Consider the following 13344-nt stretch of genomic DNA (forward strand, 5'->3'; position numbering starts at 1 on the left):
GTCATGCTCCTTGCGCCGTGGTGCGGCGACGGTAGGTTTCGGTGATCCTGGCAAGTTCCCGCGGCGACCGCGTGCCACCGGTGCGCTGCATCTCCCGGTTGGCGGCGATCACCTCTGCCGTCGCGTCCCGGCGGATGCCTTCGTATCGGGCCAGCCCGGCGGGACTCCCCCCGCTCAGCTCGGTGGCGAGGACGCGGGCGTCGACGACCGCCTGGGACGCGCCGTTCGCGCCCACCGGATACATCGGATGGGCGGCGTCCCCCAGCAGGGTCACGCGGCCGTGCCCCCAGTGCGGCAACGGATCGCGGTCGACCATCGGGTACTCCAGCAGCACCTCGCTGCGCGTGATGAGCTCGGCGACGTCGAGCCAGCCCAGGTTCCAGTCGAACAGCGGCAGCAGATCCTCCGCCCGGCCGGGACGGTTCCAGTGCGCGTCACCGGGCAGCGGCCCCGGCTCGCCGACCGGCACCAGCGCCACCCAGTTGACCGAGGCGGGGCCGATCGGGTAGGCGATGAGCTCGGCGTCCCCATCACCGCTTCCCCGCACGATCACCATGGTGCGGCCGTCGAAGAACGGATTCATCCTGGTGACACCGCGCCACATGCGCACCCCGGACCACAGCAGCGGCCCTTCGCCGGGATGGAGCTGGGCGCGCACCACGGAGTGCACCCCGTCCGCCCCCACCAGTAGGTCCGCCTCGATCGGCCGCTCCCGGCCGGAGATCCCTACCCGCACCGAATCGGCATCCTGGTCGAAACCCTCCACTCGCATGCCGGTGCGGACGGCATCCTCGCCAAGACGAGCGCGGACCGCGGAGAGCAGCATCGTCTGCAGCCGTCCGCGATGCACCGAGTACTGCGGATGCTGGTACCCTCCGGCCAGCCCGCGCGGTTCGCTGAACAACCGGGCACCGGAGGAATCGCAGTAGAGGTTTTCCCGGGTGGCGATGCCAAGGCGGGCGAGTTCGCCGTCGAGACCGAGCCTGGTCAGCTCACCGACCGCGTGCGGGAGCAGGTTGATGCCCACCCCGAGGGGGCGGATCTCCCGGGCGCTCTCCAGTACGACGGCCTCGACGCCCACTGCGTGCAGGGCCAGGGCGGCGGTGAGCCCGCCGATCCCCGCCCCGGCGATGAGAACCCGCATCCCTCAGCCCCGATCCTCGGGCCGGTCGATGATGCGCACCCAGCCGCCGTGCGGCTCCCGGCGCAGCACCTGCACCCGGCCACCGGTGTCGTCGGAGGAACGCGTGGAGGTCAGGGCGAGGTCGCCGTAGCGGATCGTGGGCAGGGGCTCCTCGTACGAGAAGCGGGGAGCGTGTTCGAGCATCCGCTCGAACACCTTCCTGATCGCCTCGCGCCCCACGGTCTCGCTGCCCGGCGGATAGGCCAGGACCGCGTCCTCGGCGTACAGCTCGACCAGTCCGTCGAGGTCGCCGGCGTTGACGCGTTCGACGAACAGGCGGGTGACATCTTCGGGTTCCAAGGCGTGTTCGTTGTTCATGAATCCAGGATCGAACAGAACTAGCCAGAAGTCCAAGAGCTGGTTGTGCTGCGAACTAGAATCAACGGTTATGGAACTGCGGCAGCTCGAATACTTCGTCACCGTGGCCGAGGAAGGCAACTTCACCCGCGCGGCGGAACGCGTGCACGTGGCCCAGCCGGGCGTGAGCGCGCAGATCCGGCGCCTGGAACGCGAACTCGGGCAGGAACTGCTGGACCGCTCGGCCCGCACGGTGCGGCTCACCGCGGCGGGAGCGGCGGTCCTGCCCTACGCCCGCGCGGCCCTCGCCGCCGTGGCCGGGGCACGCCTGGCCGTGGACGAACTGACCGGGCTGATCCGCGGGCACGTCGCCGTGGGCATGGTGACCTCCCACAACGTCGACCTGCCCGGCCTGCTCGCCGATTACCACCGCGACCACCCCGGCGTGGAAATCACGCTCACCGAAGGAAATTCGGGCGACCTGGTCGACGCACTGCGCAACGGCGGTCTCGACGCCGCGATCATCGCCCTCGGCGCGACCCCGCCGCCCGGTCTGGAACTGCACGTCGTCACCGAGGACGCGATCGCGGCCGCGGTCTCCCGCGAAGACGAACTCGCCACCCGCGAGACCATTCCGCTGAGCGGGTTGCGCGGGCGGCCGCTGATCAGCCTTCCGCCGGGCACCGGCATCCGCTCCCGGCTCGACGAGGCCTGCGCCGCGGCCGGGTTCGCCCCGCACATCGCGTTCGAGGCCAGCGCTCCCGGCATGCTCGCCGAACTCGCGGCACGCGGGCTCGGCGTGGCGATCCTGCCCGCGCAGGTCGCGCGGTCCCATGCGGACCTGCACCCGCTGACGATCGTGCGGCCCGCGCTCCGCGGCGGACTGGCCTTCGCCTGGCGCCGCGAGGGCCCGGTCAGTCCCGCCGCCCGCGCGCTCATCGACCGCGCCCGCCTTCACCTCCGGTGAACAGGGCACTGCCGGGTGGGGTGGTCAGCGGGATTCCCAGACCATCGGCCGGGCCTTGTAGATCGCCGCGCCGGCCCGGCTGCGCTTGCCGACGTAGGAGCCGTCCTGCCGGTACAGCCAGACGTTGCCGTTTCCCCAGGTGCCGTCGGCGTTGGCGTGTTTGACCTGGGTCGTGATGACGAGGCCGCCCGGCTGGTTGCCGATGCTTTTGATGCTGCGGTTGTCGATGTACCCCGGCGCCCGGACAGAGGTGCCGCGGTTGATGTCGTACCGGTAGACGTGGCGGGTGGTGCTGAACCACAGCTGGGTGGTGGTTCCGTTCACCGGCGCCAGGTCGTGGGCGCCGGACGGGACGTCCACACACGACTTCCCGGTCAGCGTGGGCGCGGTGGACGTGCCGCGAACGGCGTAGCTGCACAGCTTGGAGCCGCCCAGTGCCCAGAGCCGTTGGGTGGCGGCGTTCCACAGCACGGCGTGCGCGTCGGGGAACGGATAGGTGCGGCCGGTGTGGCCGCCCTTTCCGTAGACGGTGAGCCGGCTTCCGGTGGACGAGGCGACCACGATCGCGCCGCTGGGTAACAACTCCATGGCGTGCGGGTTGCCGCCGACGTACTGCGACCAGGTCACCCGGCGCGTGGCGTAGTCGACGGTCGCGGCCATGCCGCCGGACGCGGTGACCAGGACCGTGTTGCGGCCGCCGTAGGTGCGGAACTTGACGTCGGAGGGGTTCTGCCAGCCGTTGCCGGACGGGTGGAACTGCCACCGCGGCGAGCCGTTCCAGGTGCCGTCGGCGAGGTCGAAGATCAGGATGCCGTGGCGTTGGTCGACCACGGCGACCCGGCCGCTCGCGGCGTAAGCGGGTGTCACCGAGGCGACCATGATGCCGGCCAGGACACTGGCGACGACCGCCAGCCCAACCAGTACCCGACGGCTCATCTCTCGTAGCGATCTCACGGGCCCATCTCCCCCTTGTGCGCCTGAACCCTCCGAAAGCCGCCGCCGAGTGACGACGAACGACCCCCATTGTGACCTACCTGACATCGCCACGAAACGGCTTTTCGGGGTAATAACGGGCGACAGCGGAAGCTCCGGACCCTCTGTCCTTTTCGGACAGCCGACCGCTACCTCGACCCGCGCCCGGGACTCGCGTCGGCGAACCACTCACGTCCCAGAAGCAGCGCGAACACCCCGACCGGGAGCCGCACCAGCAGCCGCAGCACCGGGGCGACCCGGCCGGTCCCGGCCACCTGCGACCGGTGTGCGGCGAGCGCGCCCTGCTTCTGCCTGGCAAAGCCGCGCACGTCGAAGCTGTGCGTGATCGCGCATCGCGGACTGTAGGCGGTGTCCAGCGCCTCGGCGTCGTACCGGAACGGGATCCGCAGCAGCCGGATCACCCGCACCAGCCGCACGATCACTTCCCGGGGAAGGGTCGCCTCCAGGACCCGCCCGACCCCGGCCAGCTCGGCCGCCCGGCGGCCGACCTCGTGCACCTTGACGTGGTCGCGATGTCCGTACCCACCGTTGGCGTCGTAGCTGAGCAGCACGTCGGCCCGTTCCTCGCGCAGCAACGCGGCGAGGCGCGCGGCGGCCTCTTCGGTGTCGGCACGGGCGAACCGCTGCCGGTCCGGCGGATCCGGGTAGAGCACCGGTCCGTGCCCGCTGTCGGCGTAACCGAGGTGTTCGACGCGGTGCACACCCAGGATTTCGGCGCTGGCCCTAAGCTCCGCCAGCCTGTCGGGCACGGACCCGTCCGGGACGGGAGACATCGTGTCGGTGGCCACCACGATCACCACCCGGTGCCCGTCCGCGGCGGCACGGGCGAGGGTGCCGCCGGTTAGCAGTACTTCGTCGTCGGGATGGGCGTGAAACGCCACGATGCTCGCCATCGCGCCATTCTGGCGACCCCGCATCCCGGGCCCGCGCGGGGTTTGTCCGCCCGGTCTGGTGGTAGCCCGGCCGCAGAACGGCCGTCCACCGGAGGGAGCCGCAGTGGCGGAACAGAAGGACCCGCGGGCGCGACGCGACGCAGGGTTGCCGGGCTCGAAGGAACTGGCCGACTCCCGGCGCCACCTGGACGAGGCGAAAGCGGCCGCGCGCGAAGTGGCACGCACGAACCCGGTCGAGGGGCAGGAGGAACAGCCCGCACGCGAAACCGGCTACTCCCCGTCCTGATCGAACGAGGAGGGGAGGTCGTGAAGGTCCGGGATTCGGTCGTCGTGATCACGGGGGCGTCCAGCGGAATCGGTCGCGCGACGGCGCTGGCCTGCGCCGCGCAGGGCGCGGCCGTGGTGCTGGCGGCACGGCGACGCCACGCCCTGCTGGAGGTCGCCCGTCACTGCGAGGCCGCGGGCGGGCGGGCACTGGCCGTGCCGACCGACGTGACCGACAGCGGTGCGGTGCAGGCGCTCGCCCGGCGTGCGGTCGGGCGGTTCGGGCGCATCGACGCCTGGGTGAACTGCGCGGCGGTGACCGCCTTTTCCCGTTTCCTGGACCTTCCGCTCGGCGACCTGCGCCGCATCGTCGAGGTCAACGTGATGGGTTACGTCCACGGGGCCCGCGCCGCCCTGCCCTACCTGCGCGACCAGGGCAAGGGCGTGCTGGTCAACGTGTCCTCGATCGTTTCGGCCGTCCCCCAGCCCTACACCCAGACGTACTGCCTGTCCAAGGCCGCCGTGCGGGCGCTGGGCACGAGTCTGCGCCAGGAGTTGCGGCTCGACGGGTTGAAGGACGTCAAGGTCTGCACCGTGCTGCCCGCCACCGTCGACACACCGTTCTTCGAGCACGCCGCCAACTACACGGGCCGCAAGGCGAAGGCGATGCCGCCGGTGTACTCGGCGGAGCGGGTGGCCCGCACCATCGTCAACCTCCTGCGCCTGCCGCGGCGCGAGGTCGTGGTCGGGACGACCGGCCGCAGCCTGATACTGCAGTCGAAACTCTTCCCCGGGTTCGCCGAGCGGCTGATGGAACAGCAGGTGGACAAGACCCACCTCTACCTCACCGTGCCCGCGCGCAGCGGTCCCGGGAACCTGTTCGAACCCGCACCGGGGACCGGTTCGGTGTCCGGCGGGTGGCACGGCAGGCGCCAGACCACCGTGCGCCGCATCGCCTCGCTCGGCGCCCTGCTCGCGGGCGGACTGGTGGCCGCCCGGCGGTGGTGGCGGCCCGACACCACCGCCGATCGGCCCCGGAACCGCTTCGGGACGTAGACGTAACAGCACAAGGTCGCCTTCGGCTCCTTGGTCTTCGCCCGCCCACCGCGCCCGATTGGTATGAACCAGTGCCCGGCGGAATCAGTGTGCGACGGTGACCACGATCTTGCCGATCTGCGCGTTCGACTCCAGATACCGGTGCGCCTCCACGATCTCGTCCAGCTCGAAGGTGCGGTCCACCACCGGCCGGAAGGCGCCCGAGCGCAACCCCGACGCCACGAAGGCGTGCGCCCGCCGCAGCCGCTCGGGCCGACGGGTCGTCTCGTGCAGCGTGTAGGTGCGCATGGTGAGGGCGGGCATGCCGAGATCCACGGCCGGATACGGGGTCGGTTCGCCGCTCAGCGCGCCGTACACCAGGATCATGCCCTCGTCGGCGACCACCTTGCCCAGTTCCCGCACGCCCGGTCCGGCGACGGCGTCGAACACGAACTCGGCGCCCCGCCCGCCGGTCGCCTCGAGCACCCGCTCGACGACGTCTTCCGATTCGGTCACGATGACGTCGGCGGCGCCCGCCTTCAGCAGCGCGTCCTTCTTGGCCGCGGTGCGGGTGAGCGCGAGGGGCGTGGCGCCGATCCGGTCGGCGACCTGGATGGCGGCCAGTCCCACGCTGCTGGACGCCGCGGTGAGCACGACCGTGTCTCCCGGCCGCATTCCGCCGACCTCGACCAGCGCGCCGTAGGCCGTCACGTACGGCATCCACACCGCCGCGCCCTCGACCGCGCCGACCCCCTCGGGGCGGGGCAGCACGGCCCTCGCGGGCACGATCGCCTGCTCGGCGTAAACGCCGTAGTCGTTCTGGGAAAAGGCGGGGACCGTGCTGACGGCCTGCCCCACTCGCAGACCGGTGACGCCTTCGCCGATCGCCTCGATCACACCGGCGGCCTCGGTGCCCAGCCGCGCGGGAAACTTCCGCACCTGCTCGATGTAATGGCCGCTGCGAAAGAGGATTTCGGCCCTGTTCAAGCCGATCGCGTCCACCCGGATCCGCACCTCGCCCGGCCCCGGCTCGCCGACCTCGGCATCCTCCAGGCGGAGCACCTCGGGGCCGCCGAGTTCGCGGAACAGTACCGTTCTGGCCATCGAGTTCATCCTTTCCACTGGGTGAAGACACTCCACTTTCAACGCGAAGTACGATGACTGTCGAACTTCGACGTTTGTCGTACCATACCGGTACCAGCCGCGTCCGCAATCGACCGCCCCGGTGAGAGCCGTGGGCCCGGACGAACGAAACGGCCGCCGATCCCGTTTGGACCGTGCCAGGCCGGAAAAGAAACACGCCGAGGATTCGCACCGGATTCACGGGACGGACACAGACCATGGCGACCACCGCGCGTGAGGCCAGTACCGTCGCTCCCCCGGCGAGCCTGAGGCTGCCGGGAATCGTGCTGGGCGTGGGACTCGGCGAATTCGTCGACGGCATCCTGCTGCACCAGTTCATGCGGTGGCACTCCCTGCTCGACAGCAACGGCCCGGACCTGCAGTACGCCCACCCGGACACGGTCACCGGCCTGCGGATGAACTCCGTGTGGGATGGCGTGTTCCACGCCATGTGCTGGCTCTCCCTCCTGACGGGACTGGGCCTCCTCCACGCCCGCGTCACCCGCAACCGCCGCCGGATATGGGCCGCACGGGCGCTGTGGGGCTGGATCCTGGCGGGCTGGGGCCTGTTCAACCTGGTCGACGGCATCGTGGATCACCACATCCTGGGTATCCACCACATCCACGCCGGTCCCCGCCAGCTCTGGTGGGACATCGGTTACCTGGTCCTCAGCGCGCTGATGGTCGCGGGCGGCTACCTGCTCCAGCGGAGCGCACGACCGGCGGGCAGGGCGATCTGATGGACCCCGACCAGGCAACGGAGGGTGTTCTCCCGGTACTGCTGCCCGCGCTGGCCCTGCTGATGCTCGCCACCGCGTACCTCCTGCTGGCCCGGCGGGCGCGCCGCCGCAACCCGGCCAAGGGCTGGAACCGGTGGCGTACCGCGGGTTTCCTCACCGGCCTCGCCCTGCTGGGCCTGGCACTTCTGCCGCCACTCGCGGAACTCGCGCACGCCGACTTCCGGGGCTCCATGGCCCAGCACATGCTCCTCGGGATGTACGCGCCGCTCGGCCTCATGCTCGGCGCGCCGGCCACCCTGCTCCTGAGGACCCTGCCGACCGCGCGAGCCCGGCAACTCACCACCTTCCTGCACAGCCGGTACGTCCGGTTCATAAGCCGTCCCGCGACCGCACTGGTGCTGTCCAGCGGCAGCCTTTTCGTGCTCTACTTCACCCCGCTCTACGAAGCCACCGCCACGCATCCGGTGGTGCACTGGCTGATCCACCTCCATTCCATCGCGGCGGGCTGTCTGTTCACCTACGTCATCGCGGGCCCCGATCCGGCCCCCGACCGGCCCGGGGTGCCCGTCCGGCTGGCCTACCTGGGGGCCACCATCGCACTGCATGCCGCCCTCGCACAGTTGATCTACGGGGGGCACGGGACACGAATCCAGGCGCCCGTCGAGCAGGTCCAGGGCGGGGCCGAGATCCTGTACTACAGCGGGGACATCGCCGAACTCCTCCTCGCCATCGCCCTGATCGCCACCTGGCGCTCCGAACGGCGCCTCCGCCCGGCCCGGGTGGATCACCTGCCCGACGCCGCGAGGTGACCGCTTGGTTTTCCGGGCCGGTTCCCCGTGCCGCCGTACAATTTCGGCCATGGCCGGCCGGCGTCCGCTGTCCCGACGCTCCGTGCTGCGTACCGCGGGGGCGCTCGCCGCCGGCGAAGCGGTGGTGGCACCGGGAACGGCGCGGGCCGAAGCCCGCCGGACGCACGGCGCGACCCTGCACCTGCTCGGCACCGCGGGCGGTCCGCCCCCGGTGGTCGGGCGCCGGGGAATCAGCTCGGCCCTGGTGGTCAACGGCAGGACCTATCTGGTCGACCTCGGCTACGGCAGTTACGAACAGTTCCATCTCGCGGGCCTCGCCGGGCCCAGTCTCGCCGGTGTGTTCGTCACCCACCTGCATTCCGATCACATCGCGGACCTGTTCCAGCTGTTCTGGCTGCGCGGAGGCGGTCCGAAGCCGCTCGCCGCGGGCGTTCCCGTGTGGGGCCCCGGCCCGGCGGGCGCGCTGCCACCGGTGAACCGTGACGTTCCGGTCATCAGCCCCGGAGCACCCGCACCGGGGCTCGCCGCCTTCGTCGACCACAACATCAGGGCCGCGGCCTACGATCTGAACGTCAGGATCCGGGACGAGGGCTTCCCCGACATCCACCGGATCCTGCTACCTCGCGAAATCGCGATACCGCCGGTCGGCGCGTCCGCCACCGCGCGGCGCTGTCCCCCGATGGAACCCTTCCTGGTGATGGAAAACGGGGACTGCCGGGTCAGCGCCACACTGGTCGACCACCCGCCCGTCTTCCCTTCCTTCGCTTACCGCTTCGACACCGACCACGGGTCCGTGGTGTTCAGCGGCGACACCACCGTCAACGACAACCTCGTCCGCCTCGCCCGCAACGCGGACATCCTGGTGCACGAAGTCATCAGCCTCGAATGGATGGCACGCCAAGGTTTCCCGGAAGCCCTGCGCGCGCACCTGAAGCAGAGTCACACGGACGCGAACCTGGTGGGCGCCGTGGCCGAACGGGCGGACGCTCGGCGGCTCGTCCTCAGCCACCTCGTGCCCGGAGAACCGGCCGTGGTCGGCGACCAGGAATGGCGTCTCCGCGCGGCTCACGGCTATTCGGGCGAAGTCGTGGTCGGCAGGGACCTCATGGTCCTACCCCTGGGGTGAGGTGCCCTGCTTCGACCGTCGGAACCGGCTCGCGTGTGCGCGTCAACTCTGCCTGTGGTGGTGGGGCAACCAGATCTCCTCGGCGCGTTTGCTGGCCTCCGGAGTGAAGTAGTCGCCGGTCTTGAGGTCCTCGAGCAAGGTCGCGTGCTCCGGCGTCCAGCCCAGCAACGTCTGCGTGTGCTCGCTGGAGACGGGCACGTCGAGGGAGAAGAACCTGGCCAGGAACGGGTTGCCGAGATGCTCGGAGGCCCGCTCGACGGTCAGCGAGGTGGTGGGGATGTCGAGCACCCTCGCGACCTGCTCCGCGATGCTCCTGATCGTGACGGCGCTTTCGCCGACGCCGTGCAGCACGCTGCCGGCGGGAGCCTTCTCCAACGCCAACCGGAACAGGCGAGCGGCGTCGAAGCGGTGGATTGCCGGCCAGCGGTTGGCGCCGTCCCCGATGTAGGCCGAGACACCCGCCCTGCGCGCGGCCGCGATGAGAGCCGGAACGAACCCGTAATCGCCCGGGCCGTGCACGGTCGGTGCGAGTCGTACGACGCTGGACCGGACCCCCAGATCGGCGAAGCCCAGACACGCCTGCTCGCCGGGGATGCGAAAGGCGGCGACCGAATCGGGATCCGGCGCGTCCTGCTCGGTGCTGACCCGGCCCGCCCGCGTCACCAACGTGCCCGACGTGCTGACGAACGGCTTCCCGGAGCCGGCCAGTGCCTGGCCGAGCGCTTCTATCGCCGCGCAGTCGCGGCGGATGAGGTCGTTCGGATCGGCGTAGTCACCCCCGAAGGCCAGGTGCAGGACGCCGTCGGCGGATTCGGCGCCGCGGCGCAGGCTGTCGAGGTCGTCCAGGGAGCCGCGGTGTGGTGTCGCGCCCAGCGATTCCAGCCGACCGGCGGCGGCGTCCGAGCGCGCCAGGCCGGTGACGGTGTGGCCGGCCGCGATGAGTTCGGCGACGACGGCGGGGCCGGTTTGGCCGGAACCACCGGTGACGAAGACATGCATGAAGGAATCTCCCAGTTAACGTCAGTGACTGGCGCTAAGTAGCGCCAGTCACTGACGCTACACGGAGTGTCAGTGACTGGCGCAACGTGACGCCAGTCACTGGCGGATTGCGGTAGGTTCGGGGAGTGCCACGGAGCGGAGCAGACGCGCGTCGCCGCCTCAAGCAGGCGGCACTGGAGCTGTATCGGGAACGAGGGTTCGACCGGACCACCACGGCGCAGATCGCCGCCCGCGCCGGCGTCAACGAGCGCACGTTCTTCCGGCACTTCCCAGACAAGCGCGAGGTCCTCTTCGACGGCGAAGCCGACCTGCGGGACGAGCTGATGCGGTCGGTGGCCGAAGCCCCCGATGGTCTGCAGCCGTTCGAGATCCTCTTCCACGCCTTCCAGAAAGCCGCACGGATCCTGGAAGACAACCGCCCGTATGCCGAACCGCGACTGGACATCATCGCCGCGACACCGGCGCTGCGCGAACGCGAACTGGCCAAAAACGCCTCACTCACCGAAGCCGTCGCGGAGGCGCTGCGACAGCGCGGTATCGCCGATCGGCTCGCGGGCCTGGCCGCCGAGACCGGCTGGGCCGCGTTCCACCACGCGCTCCAAGCCTGGATCGACGACCCTGCGCTGAGTGTGTACGCACACCTCTCCCAAGCCTTCGACGATCTGCGCGCCCTCTCCGCGTCAGCCCTGGCGACGAAGGAATCCCCCGAAGTTCTCGCCAAAGATTCCTCGGGAGCTGCGCAGCCGTCTCAGAGGTCCTAACAGTTGATCTTGCCGGTAAGCGTCTGGGCGATCGGAAGGCGTTGTGCGGCATCCTTTCGTGCTGTACAGGGGCATTCCCTGGGAGTTCCTGCCGCAGGAGATGGGCTACGGCTCGGGCATGACCTGCTGGCGTCGGCCGCGGGATTGGCAGGAAGCCGGGGTCTGGCAGCGGCTGCAAGGGTTGCTGTTGGCCAGGCTCAACGCCGCGGAGTTGATCGACTGATGCGGGCGGCGGTGGACGGGTCGCCTGTGCGGGCGGTGAAGGGCGGCCCAGCGTCCCGGTGGCGGTCATCCGGTGTTCGACGCGGTCGAGGTCGCAGGCCTGGACCGGCCGGTGGCAGCCAGGCACCCGACATTCCCGGTCCCGCACCTGCACCAGTTCTTTCGTGGCGGCGGAAGGCCGGTAGCGGTGGCGCCCGACGTCGATCGGGGTGCCGGTCATCGGGTCGGTGATGACCCGCCGAATCGTGGCGTTCTGAGCGATGTCCCGCGCCAGTTGGGCGGGGATGGGTCCGTGTCCGGCCAGTTCGGCGGGTGGTGATCTACACGGCCGAACCCGGCTCGCCGTCGGAAGAAGCGCTACGGCTGCTGTCGGTGATCGGCACTCAGCGCATGGACGTCCCGGGGTGAGGTCTTTCCGAAGGGCGGGAGCCCCGGTTCCCCGACGTCAGGACGGCGTTGCGGGGAAGTGCGGGTTCTCGATGAGCCCCACCAGGCTCCCGTCCGGGGCCGTGACGGCCGCCGTCCGAATCCCGCCGCCGTAGTCGGTGACCGCGGCGTGCTCGCGGGCGCCCGCCGCCAGCAGCGCCGCGACCGCCGCGTCCACGTCGTCCACACCCCAGTACGTCACCGGACCCGTTCCGCTCTCCGCGACCCCGTTGGGGTCCAGCGCGAGTTCGTAGCCGTTGACGCTGAAGCCGACGTAGTAGGGCTCGTCGAAGTAGGGCGGCACGCCGAGGACGCGGGACCACCACGCCTTCGCGGCCGCAAGGTTGTCGACCGGGTACACGACGGTCCGGAGCCCTTGGAACACCCGGCCATCCTGCCAGGCATCCACCCGGCTTGGCGGCGTTTTCTCAGGAACCGCTTTCCAGACCGACACCGGCCAGAGGCCGGTCATGCTCGTGCCATTCCTCCGTCACTTCGCCAGGGCCGTGCGGAGGAACTGGAGGATTTCCGACTGGGCGGCCCCGGCCTGAGGTTCTACGCCGGGCAGGGTGAGGAACGCGTGCTTCGCGCCCGGGTATTCGGAGAGCTGGACGGGCGTGCCGGCCGCGCGCAGCCGCTCGGCGAAGCGGCGGCCGTGGTCGGCGACCGCGTCCTGAGTGGGCACCACCACGAGCGCGGGGGCGAGCCCGCTCAGGTCGTCCGCGTACAGCGGCGAGACCGCGCGGGCGTCGTATCCCGGCGGGACGGCGAGCCGCCGGAAGAACCGCAGCAGCGGCATGGCCGGGCTCGGACTGTGGGCGTACTGGGTCATCGAGGGGTAGTCGGCCATCGACTCGGTCACGTCGGATACGGGGTTGACCAGGACCTGCGCCGTGAGCTCCAGACCGGCCTCCCGGGCCCGGATGGCCGTCAAAGCGCTGATCAGCGCGCCGCAGCTCTCACCGAACACGGCCGTACGCTCCGGATCGACACCCCATCGCGCAGCGTGCCGCACCACGTGGTCGAGTACGTCCCAGCCGTCCTCGGCGGCGTTCGCGAGCGGGCTGCCGGGGGCGAGGAGGCGGTGCTCGACCGAGACGACGAGCGCAGGCAGTCGGGCGGCGAGGTGGGTGTTGGTCCAGTCGCATTGCGCCGCCGTGCCCACGAACCCGCCTCCGTGGACATGGACCACGAGTGGCAGGCCGGTCCGGGCCGTGGCCTCCCCGTCTCCCGTCGGCGCCGGCCGGTAAACCCGGACCGGCAGGTCGCGGCCGGGCAGCGCGATCTCCTGCCAGTCGATCACGGCGCCGGGGTGCGGCTCTCCGAGGATGGCCCGCGCCGCGCCGGAGGCCCGGAAGCGGTTCTCCGCGTCGCGGTAGACGAGCAGTTCCTCATCAGTGATCGCGTCGAAGTCCGGCTCCGGCGGCCGTTTCGCGGTGGTGGTCTCGATCATGTCTTCCTCTCCCCTCCCGGTCAGGCGCCGGGTGCGTTCTCGTAGTGGAAAGCG

15 protein-coding genes and 2 pseudogenes are annotated in these 13344 nt (G+C 70.6%); 8 read left to right on the forward strand and 9 right to left on the reverse strand.

Annotated elements, in window-relative coordinates:
* Window position 1 precedes the first annotated feature (1 nt).
* Together ORV05_RS15410 and ORV05_RS15415 are read right to left on the reverse strand one after the other, a co-directional pair.
* Window positions 2-1144, reverse strand: coding sequence for a flavin-dependent oxidoreductase (locus tag ORV05_RS15410; protein ID WP_268759180.1), 1143 nt, complete (start codon window positions 1142-1144; stop codon window positions 2-4).
* A gap of 3 nt (window positions 1145-1147) precedes the next feature.
* Complete coding sequence (locus tag ORV05_RS15415; RefSeq protein WP_268759181.1) at window positions 1148-1501, reverse strand: YybH family protein; 354 nt, start codon at window positions 1499-1501, stop codon at window positions 1148-1150.
* A 70-nt stretch (window positions 1502-1571) separates the two neighbouring features.
* Here ORV05_RS15415 and ORV05_RS15420 point away from each other — a divergent pair, with 70 nt between their 5' ends.
* Window positions 1572-2447, forward strand: a complete 876-nt coding sequence (locus tag ORV05_RS15420) for a LysR family transcriptional regulator (RefSeq protein ID WP_268759182.1) — start codon at window positions 1572-1574, stop codon at window positions 2445-2447.
* Between the two features lie 24 nt (window positions 2448-2471).
* Here the strand turns inward: ORV05_RS15420 and ORV05_RS15425 are convergent, their stop codons facing one another.
* Together ORV05_RS15425 and ORV05_RS15430 are read right to left on the reverse strand one after the other, a co-directional pair.
* The gene (locus tag ORV05_RS15425; protein WP_268759183.1) at window positions 2472-3401 is read right to left on the reverse strand and encodes a DUF6528 family protein; all 930 of its coding nucleotides are present in this window, start codon (window positions 3399-3401) and stop codon (window positions 2472-2474) included.
* Window positions 3402-3568: 167 nt separating this feature from the next.
* Window positions 3569-4333: a PIG-L deacetylase family protein gene (locus ORV05_RS15430; protein ID WP_268759184.1), complete on the reverse strand. Its 765-nt coding sequence runs from the start codon at window positions 4331-4333 to the stop codon at window positions 3569-3571.
* Window positions 4334-4436: 103 nt separating this feature from the next.
* On the opposite strand from ORV05_RS15430, the gene ORV05_RS15435 reads away from it, so the two are divergent.
* Together ORV05_RS15435 and ORV05_RS15440 are read left to right on the forward strand one after the other, a co-directional pair.
* Window positions 4437-4619 (forward strand): hypothetical protein, encoded by a 183-nt coding sequence (locus tag ORV05_RS15435; protein WP_268759185.1) that lies wholly within the window; start codon window positions 4437-4439, stop codon window positions 4617-4619.
* A gap of 20 nt (window positions 4620-4639) precedes the next feature.
* Entirely contained in the window at window positions 4640-5653 is a 1014-nt protein-coding gene (locus ORV05_RS15440; protein WP_268759186.1) for an SDR family oxidoreductase, read from the forward strand.
* 84 nt (window positions 5654-5737) lie between these two features.
* Here the strand turns inward: ORV05_RS15440 and ORV05_RS15445 are convergent, their stop codons facing one another.
* Entirely contained in the window at window positions 5738-6736 is a 999-nt protein-coding gene (locus ORV05_RS15445) for a zinc-dependent alcohol dehydrogenase family protein (RefSeq protein WP_268759187.1), read from the reverse strand.
* A 236-nt stretch (window positions 6737-6972) separates the two neighbouring features.
* On the opposite strand from ORV05_RS15445, the gene ORV05_RS15450 reads away from it, so the two are divergent.
* Genes ORV05_RS15450 through ORV05_RS15460 form a run of 3 tightly spaced genes read left to right on the forward strand, consistent with a single transcriptional unit; the run spans window position 6973 to window position 9429 of the window.
* Window positions 6973-7494: a DUF2243 domain-containing protein gene (locus ORV05_RS15450; RefSeq protein WP_268759188.1), complete on the forward strand. Its 522-nt coding sequence runs from the start codon at window positions 6973-6975 to the stop codon at window positions 7492-7494.
* Entirely contained in the window at window positions 7494-8303 is an 810-nt protein-coding gene (locus ORV05_RS15455; RefSeq protein WP_268759189.1) for a cytochrome c oxidase assembly protein, read from the forward strand. The genes ORV05_RS15450 and ORV05_RS15455 overlap by 1 nt, the downstream gene beginning before the upstream one ends.
* Before the next feature lie 49 nt (window positions 8304-8352).
* Entirely contained in the window at window positions 8353-9429 is a 1077-nt protein-coding gene (locus tag ORV05_RS15460; protein ID WP_268759190.1) for an MBL fold metallo-hydrolase, read from the forward strand.
* A 42-nt stretch (window positions 9430-9471) separates the two neighbouring features.
* On the opposite strand, the gene ORV05_RS15465 is transcribed toward ORV05_RS15460, so the two are convergent.
* Complete coding sequence (locus ORV05_RS15465) at window positions 9472-10428, reverse strand: SDR family oxidoreductase (protein WP_268759191.1); 957 nt, start codon at window positions 10426-10428, stop codon at window positions 9472-9474.
* A 125-nt stretch (window positions 10429-10553) separates the two neighbouring features.
* On the opposite strand from ORV05_RS15465, the gene ORV05_RS15470 reads away from it, so the two are divergent.
* Window positions 10554-11189: a TetR family transcriptional regulator gene (locus ORV05_RS15470; protein WP_268759192.1), complete on the forward strand. Its 636-nt coding sequence runs from the start codon at window positions 10554-10556 to the stop codon at window positions 11187-11189.
* 55 nt (window positions 11190-11244) lie between these two features.
* Window positions 11245-11459, forward strand: a pseudogene (locus tag ORV05_RS15475) (transposase); the annotation flags it as partial.
* Window positions 11460-11610: 151 nt separating this feature from the next.
* Here ORV05_RS15475 and ORV05_RS36490 read toward each other — a convergent pair.
* The 3 genes and pseudogenes from ORV05_RS36490 to ORV05_RS15490 all read right to left on the reverse strand — a co-directional run.
* Window positions 11611-11715: pseudogene (locus ORV05_RS36490) on the reverse strand (HNH endonuclease); the annotation flags it as partial.
* Window positions 11716-11856: 141 nt separating this feature from the next.
* Window positions 11857-12222, reverse strand: coding sequence for a VOC family protein (locus tag ORV05_RS15485; protein WP_268759193.1), 366 nt, complete (start codon window positions 12220-12222; stop codon window positions 11857-11859).
* 105 nt (window positions 12223-12327) lie between these two features.
* Window positions 12328-13290, reverse strand: coding sequence for an alpha/beta hydrolase (locus ORV05_RS15490; protein ID WP_268759194.1), 963 nt, complete (start codon window positions 13288-13290; stop codon window positions 12328-12330).
* Between the last annotated feature and the right edge of the window lie 54 nt (window positions 13291-13344).

This window comes from Amycolatopsis cynarae, assembly GCF_026802195.1.
GTDB classification, from domain to species: Bacteria; Actinomycetota; Actinomycetes; order Mycobacteriales; family Pseudonocardiaceae; genus Amycolatopsis_E; species Amycolatopsis_E rhizosphaerae.

Excerpts from the sequence above, each read along its gene's own strand:
- ORV05_RS15465 (WP_268759191.1), bottom strand. The coding sequence starts at position 10,428 with ATGCATGTCTTCGTCACCGGTGGTTCCGGCCAAACCGGCCCCGCCGTC.
- ORV05_RS15410 (WP_268759180.1), bottom strand. The coding sequence starts at position 1,144 with ATGCGGGTTCTCATCGCCGGGGCGGGGATCGGCGGGCTCACCGCCGCC.
- ORV05_RS15450 (WP_268759188.1), top strand. The coding sequence starts at position 6,973 with ATGGCGACCACCGCGCGTGAGGCCAGTACCGTCGCTCCCCCGGCGAGC.
- ORV05_RS15420 (WP_268759182.1), top strand. The coding sequence starts at position 1,572 with ATGGAACTGCGGCAGCTCGAATACTTCGTCACCGTGGCCGAGGAAGGC.
- ORV05_RS15445 (WP_268759187.1), bottom strand. The coding sequence starts at position 6,736 with ATGGCCAGAACGGTACTGTTCCGCGAACTCGGCGGCCCCGAGGTGCTC.
- ORV05_RS15415 (WP_268759181.1), bottom strand. The coding sequence starts at position 1,501 with ATGAACAACGAACACGCCTTGGAACCCGAAGATGTCACCCGCCTGTTC.
- ORV05_RS15460 (WP_268759190.1), top strand. The coding sequence starts at position 8,353 with ATGGCCGGCCGGCGTCCGCTGTCCCGACGCTCCGTGCTGCGTACCGCG.
- ORV05_RS15490 (WP_268759194.1), bottom strand. The coding sequence starts at position 13,290 with ATGATCGAGACCACCACCGCGAAACGGCCGCCGGAGCCGGACTTCGAC.
- ORV05_RS15430 (WP_268759184.1), bottom strand. The coding sequence starts at position 4,333 with ATGGCGAGCATCGTGGCGTTTCACGCCCATCCCGACGACGAAGTACTG.
- ORV05_RS15455 (WP_268759189.1), top strand. The coding sequence starts at position 7,494 with ATGGACCCCGACCAGGCAACGGAGGGTGTTCTCCCGGTACTGCTGCCC.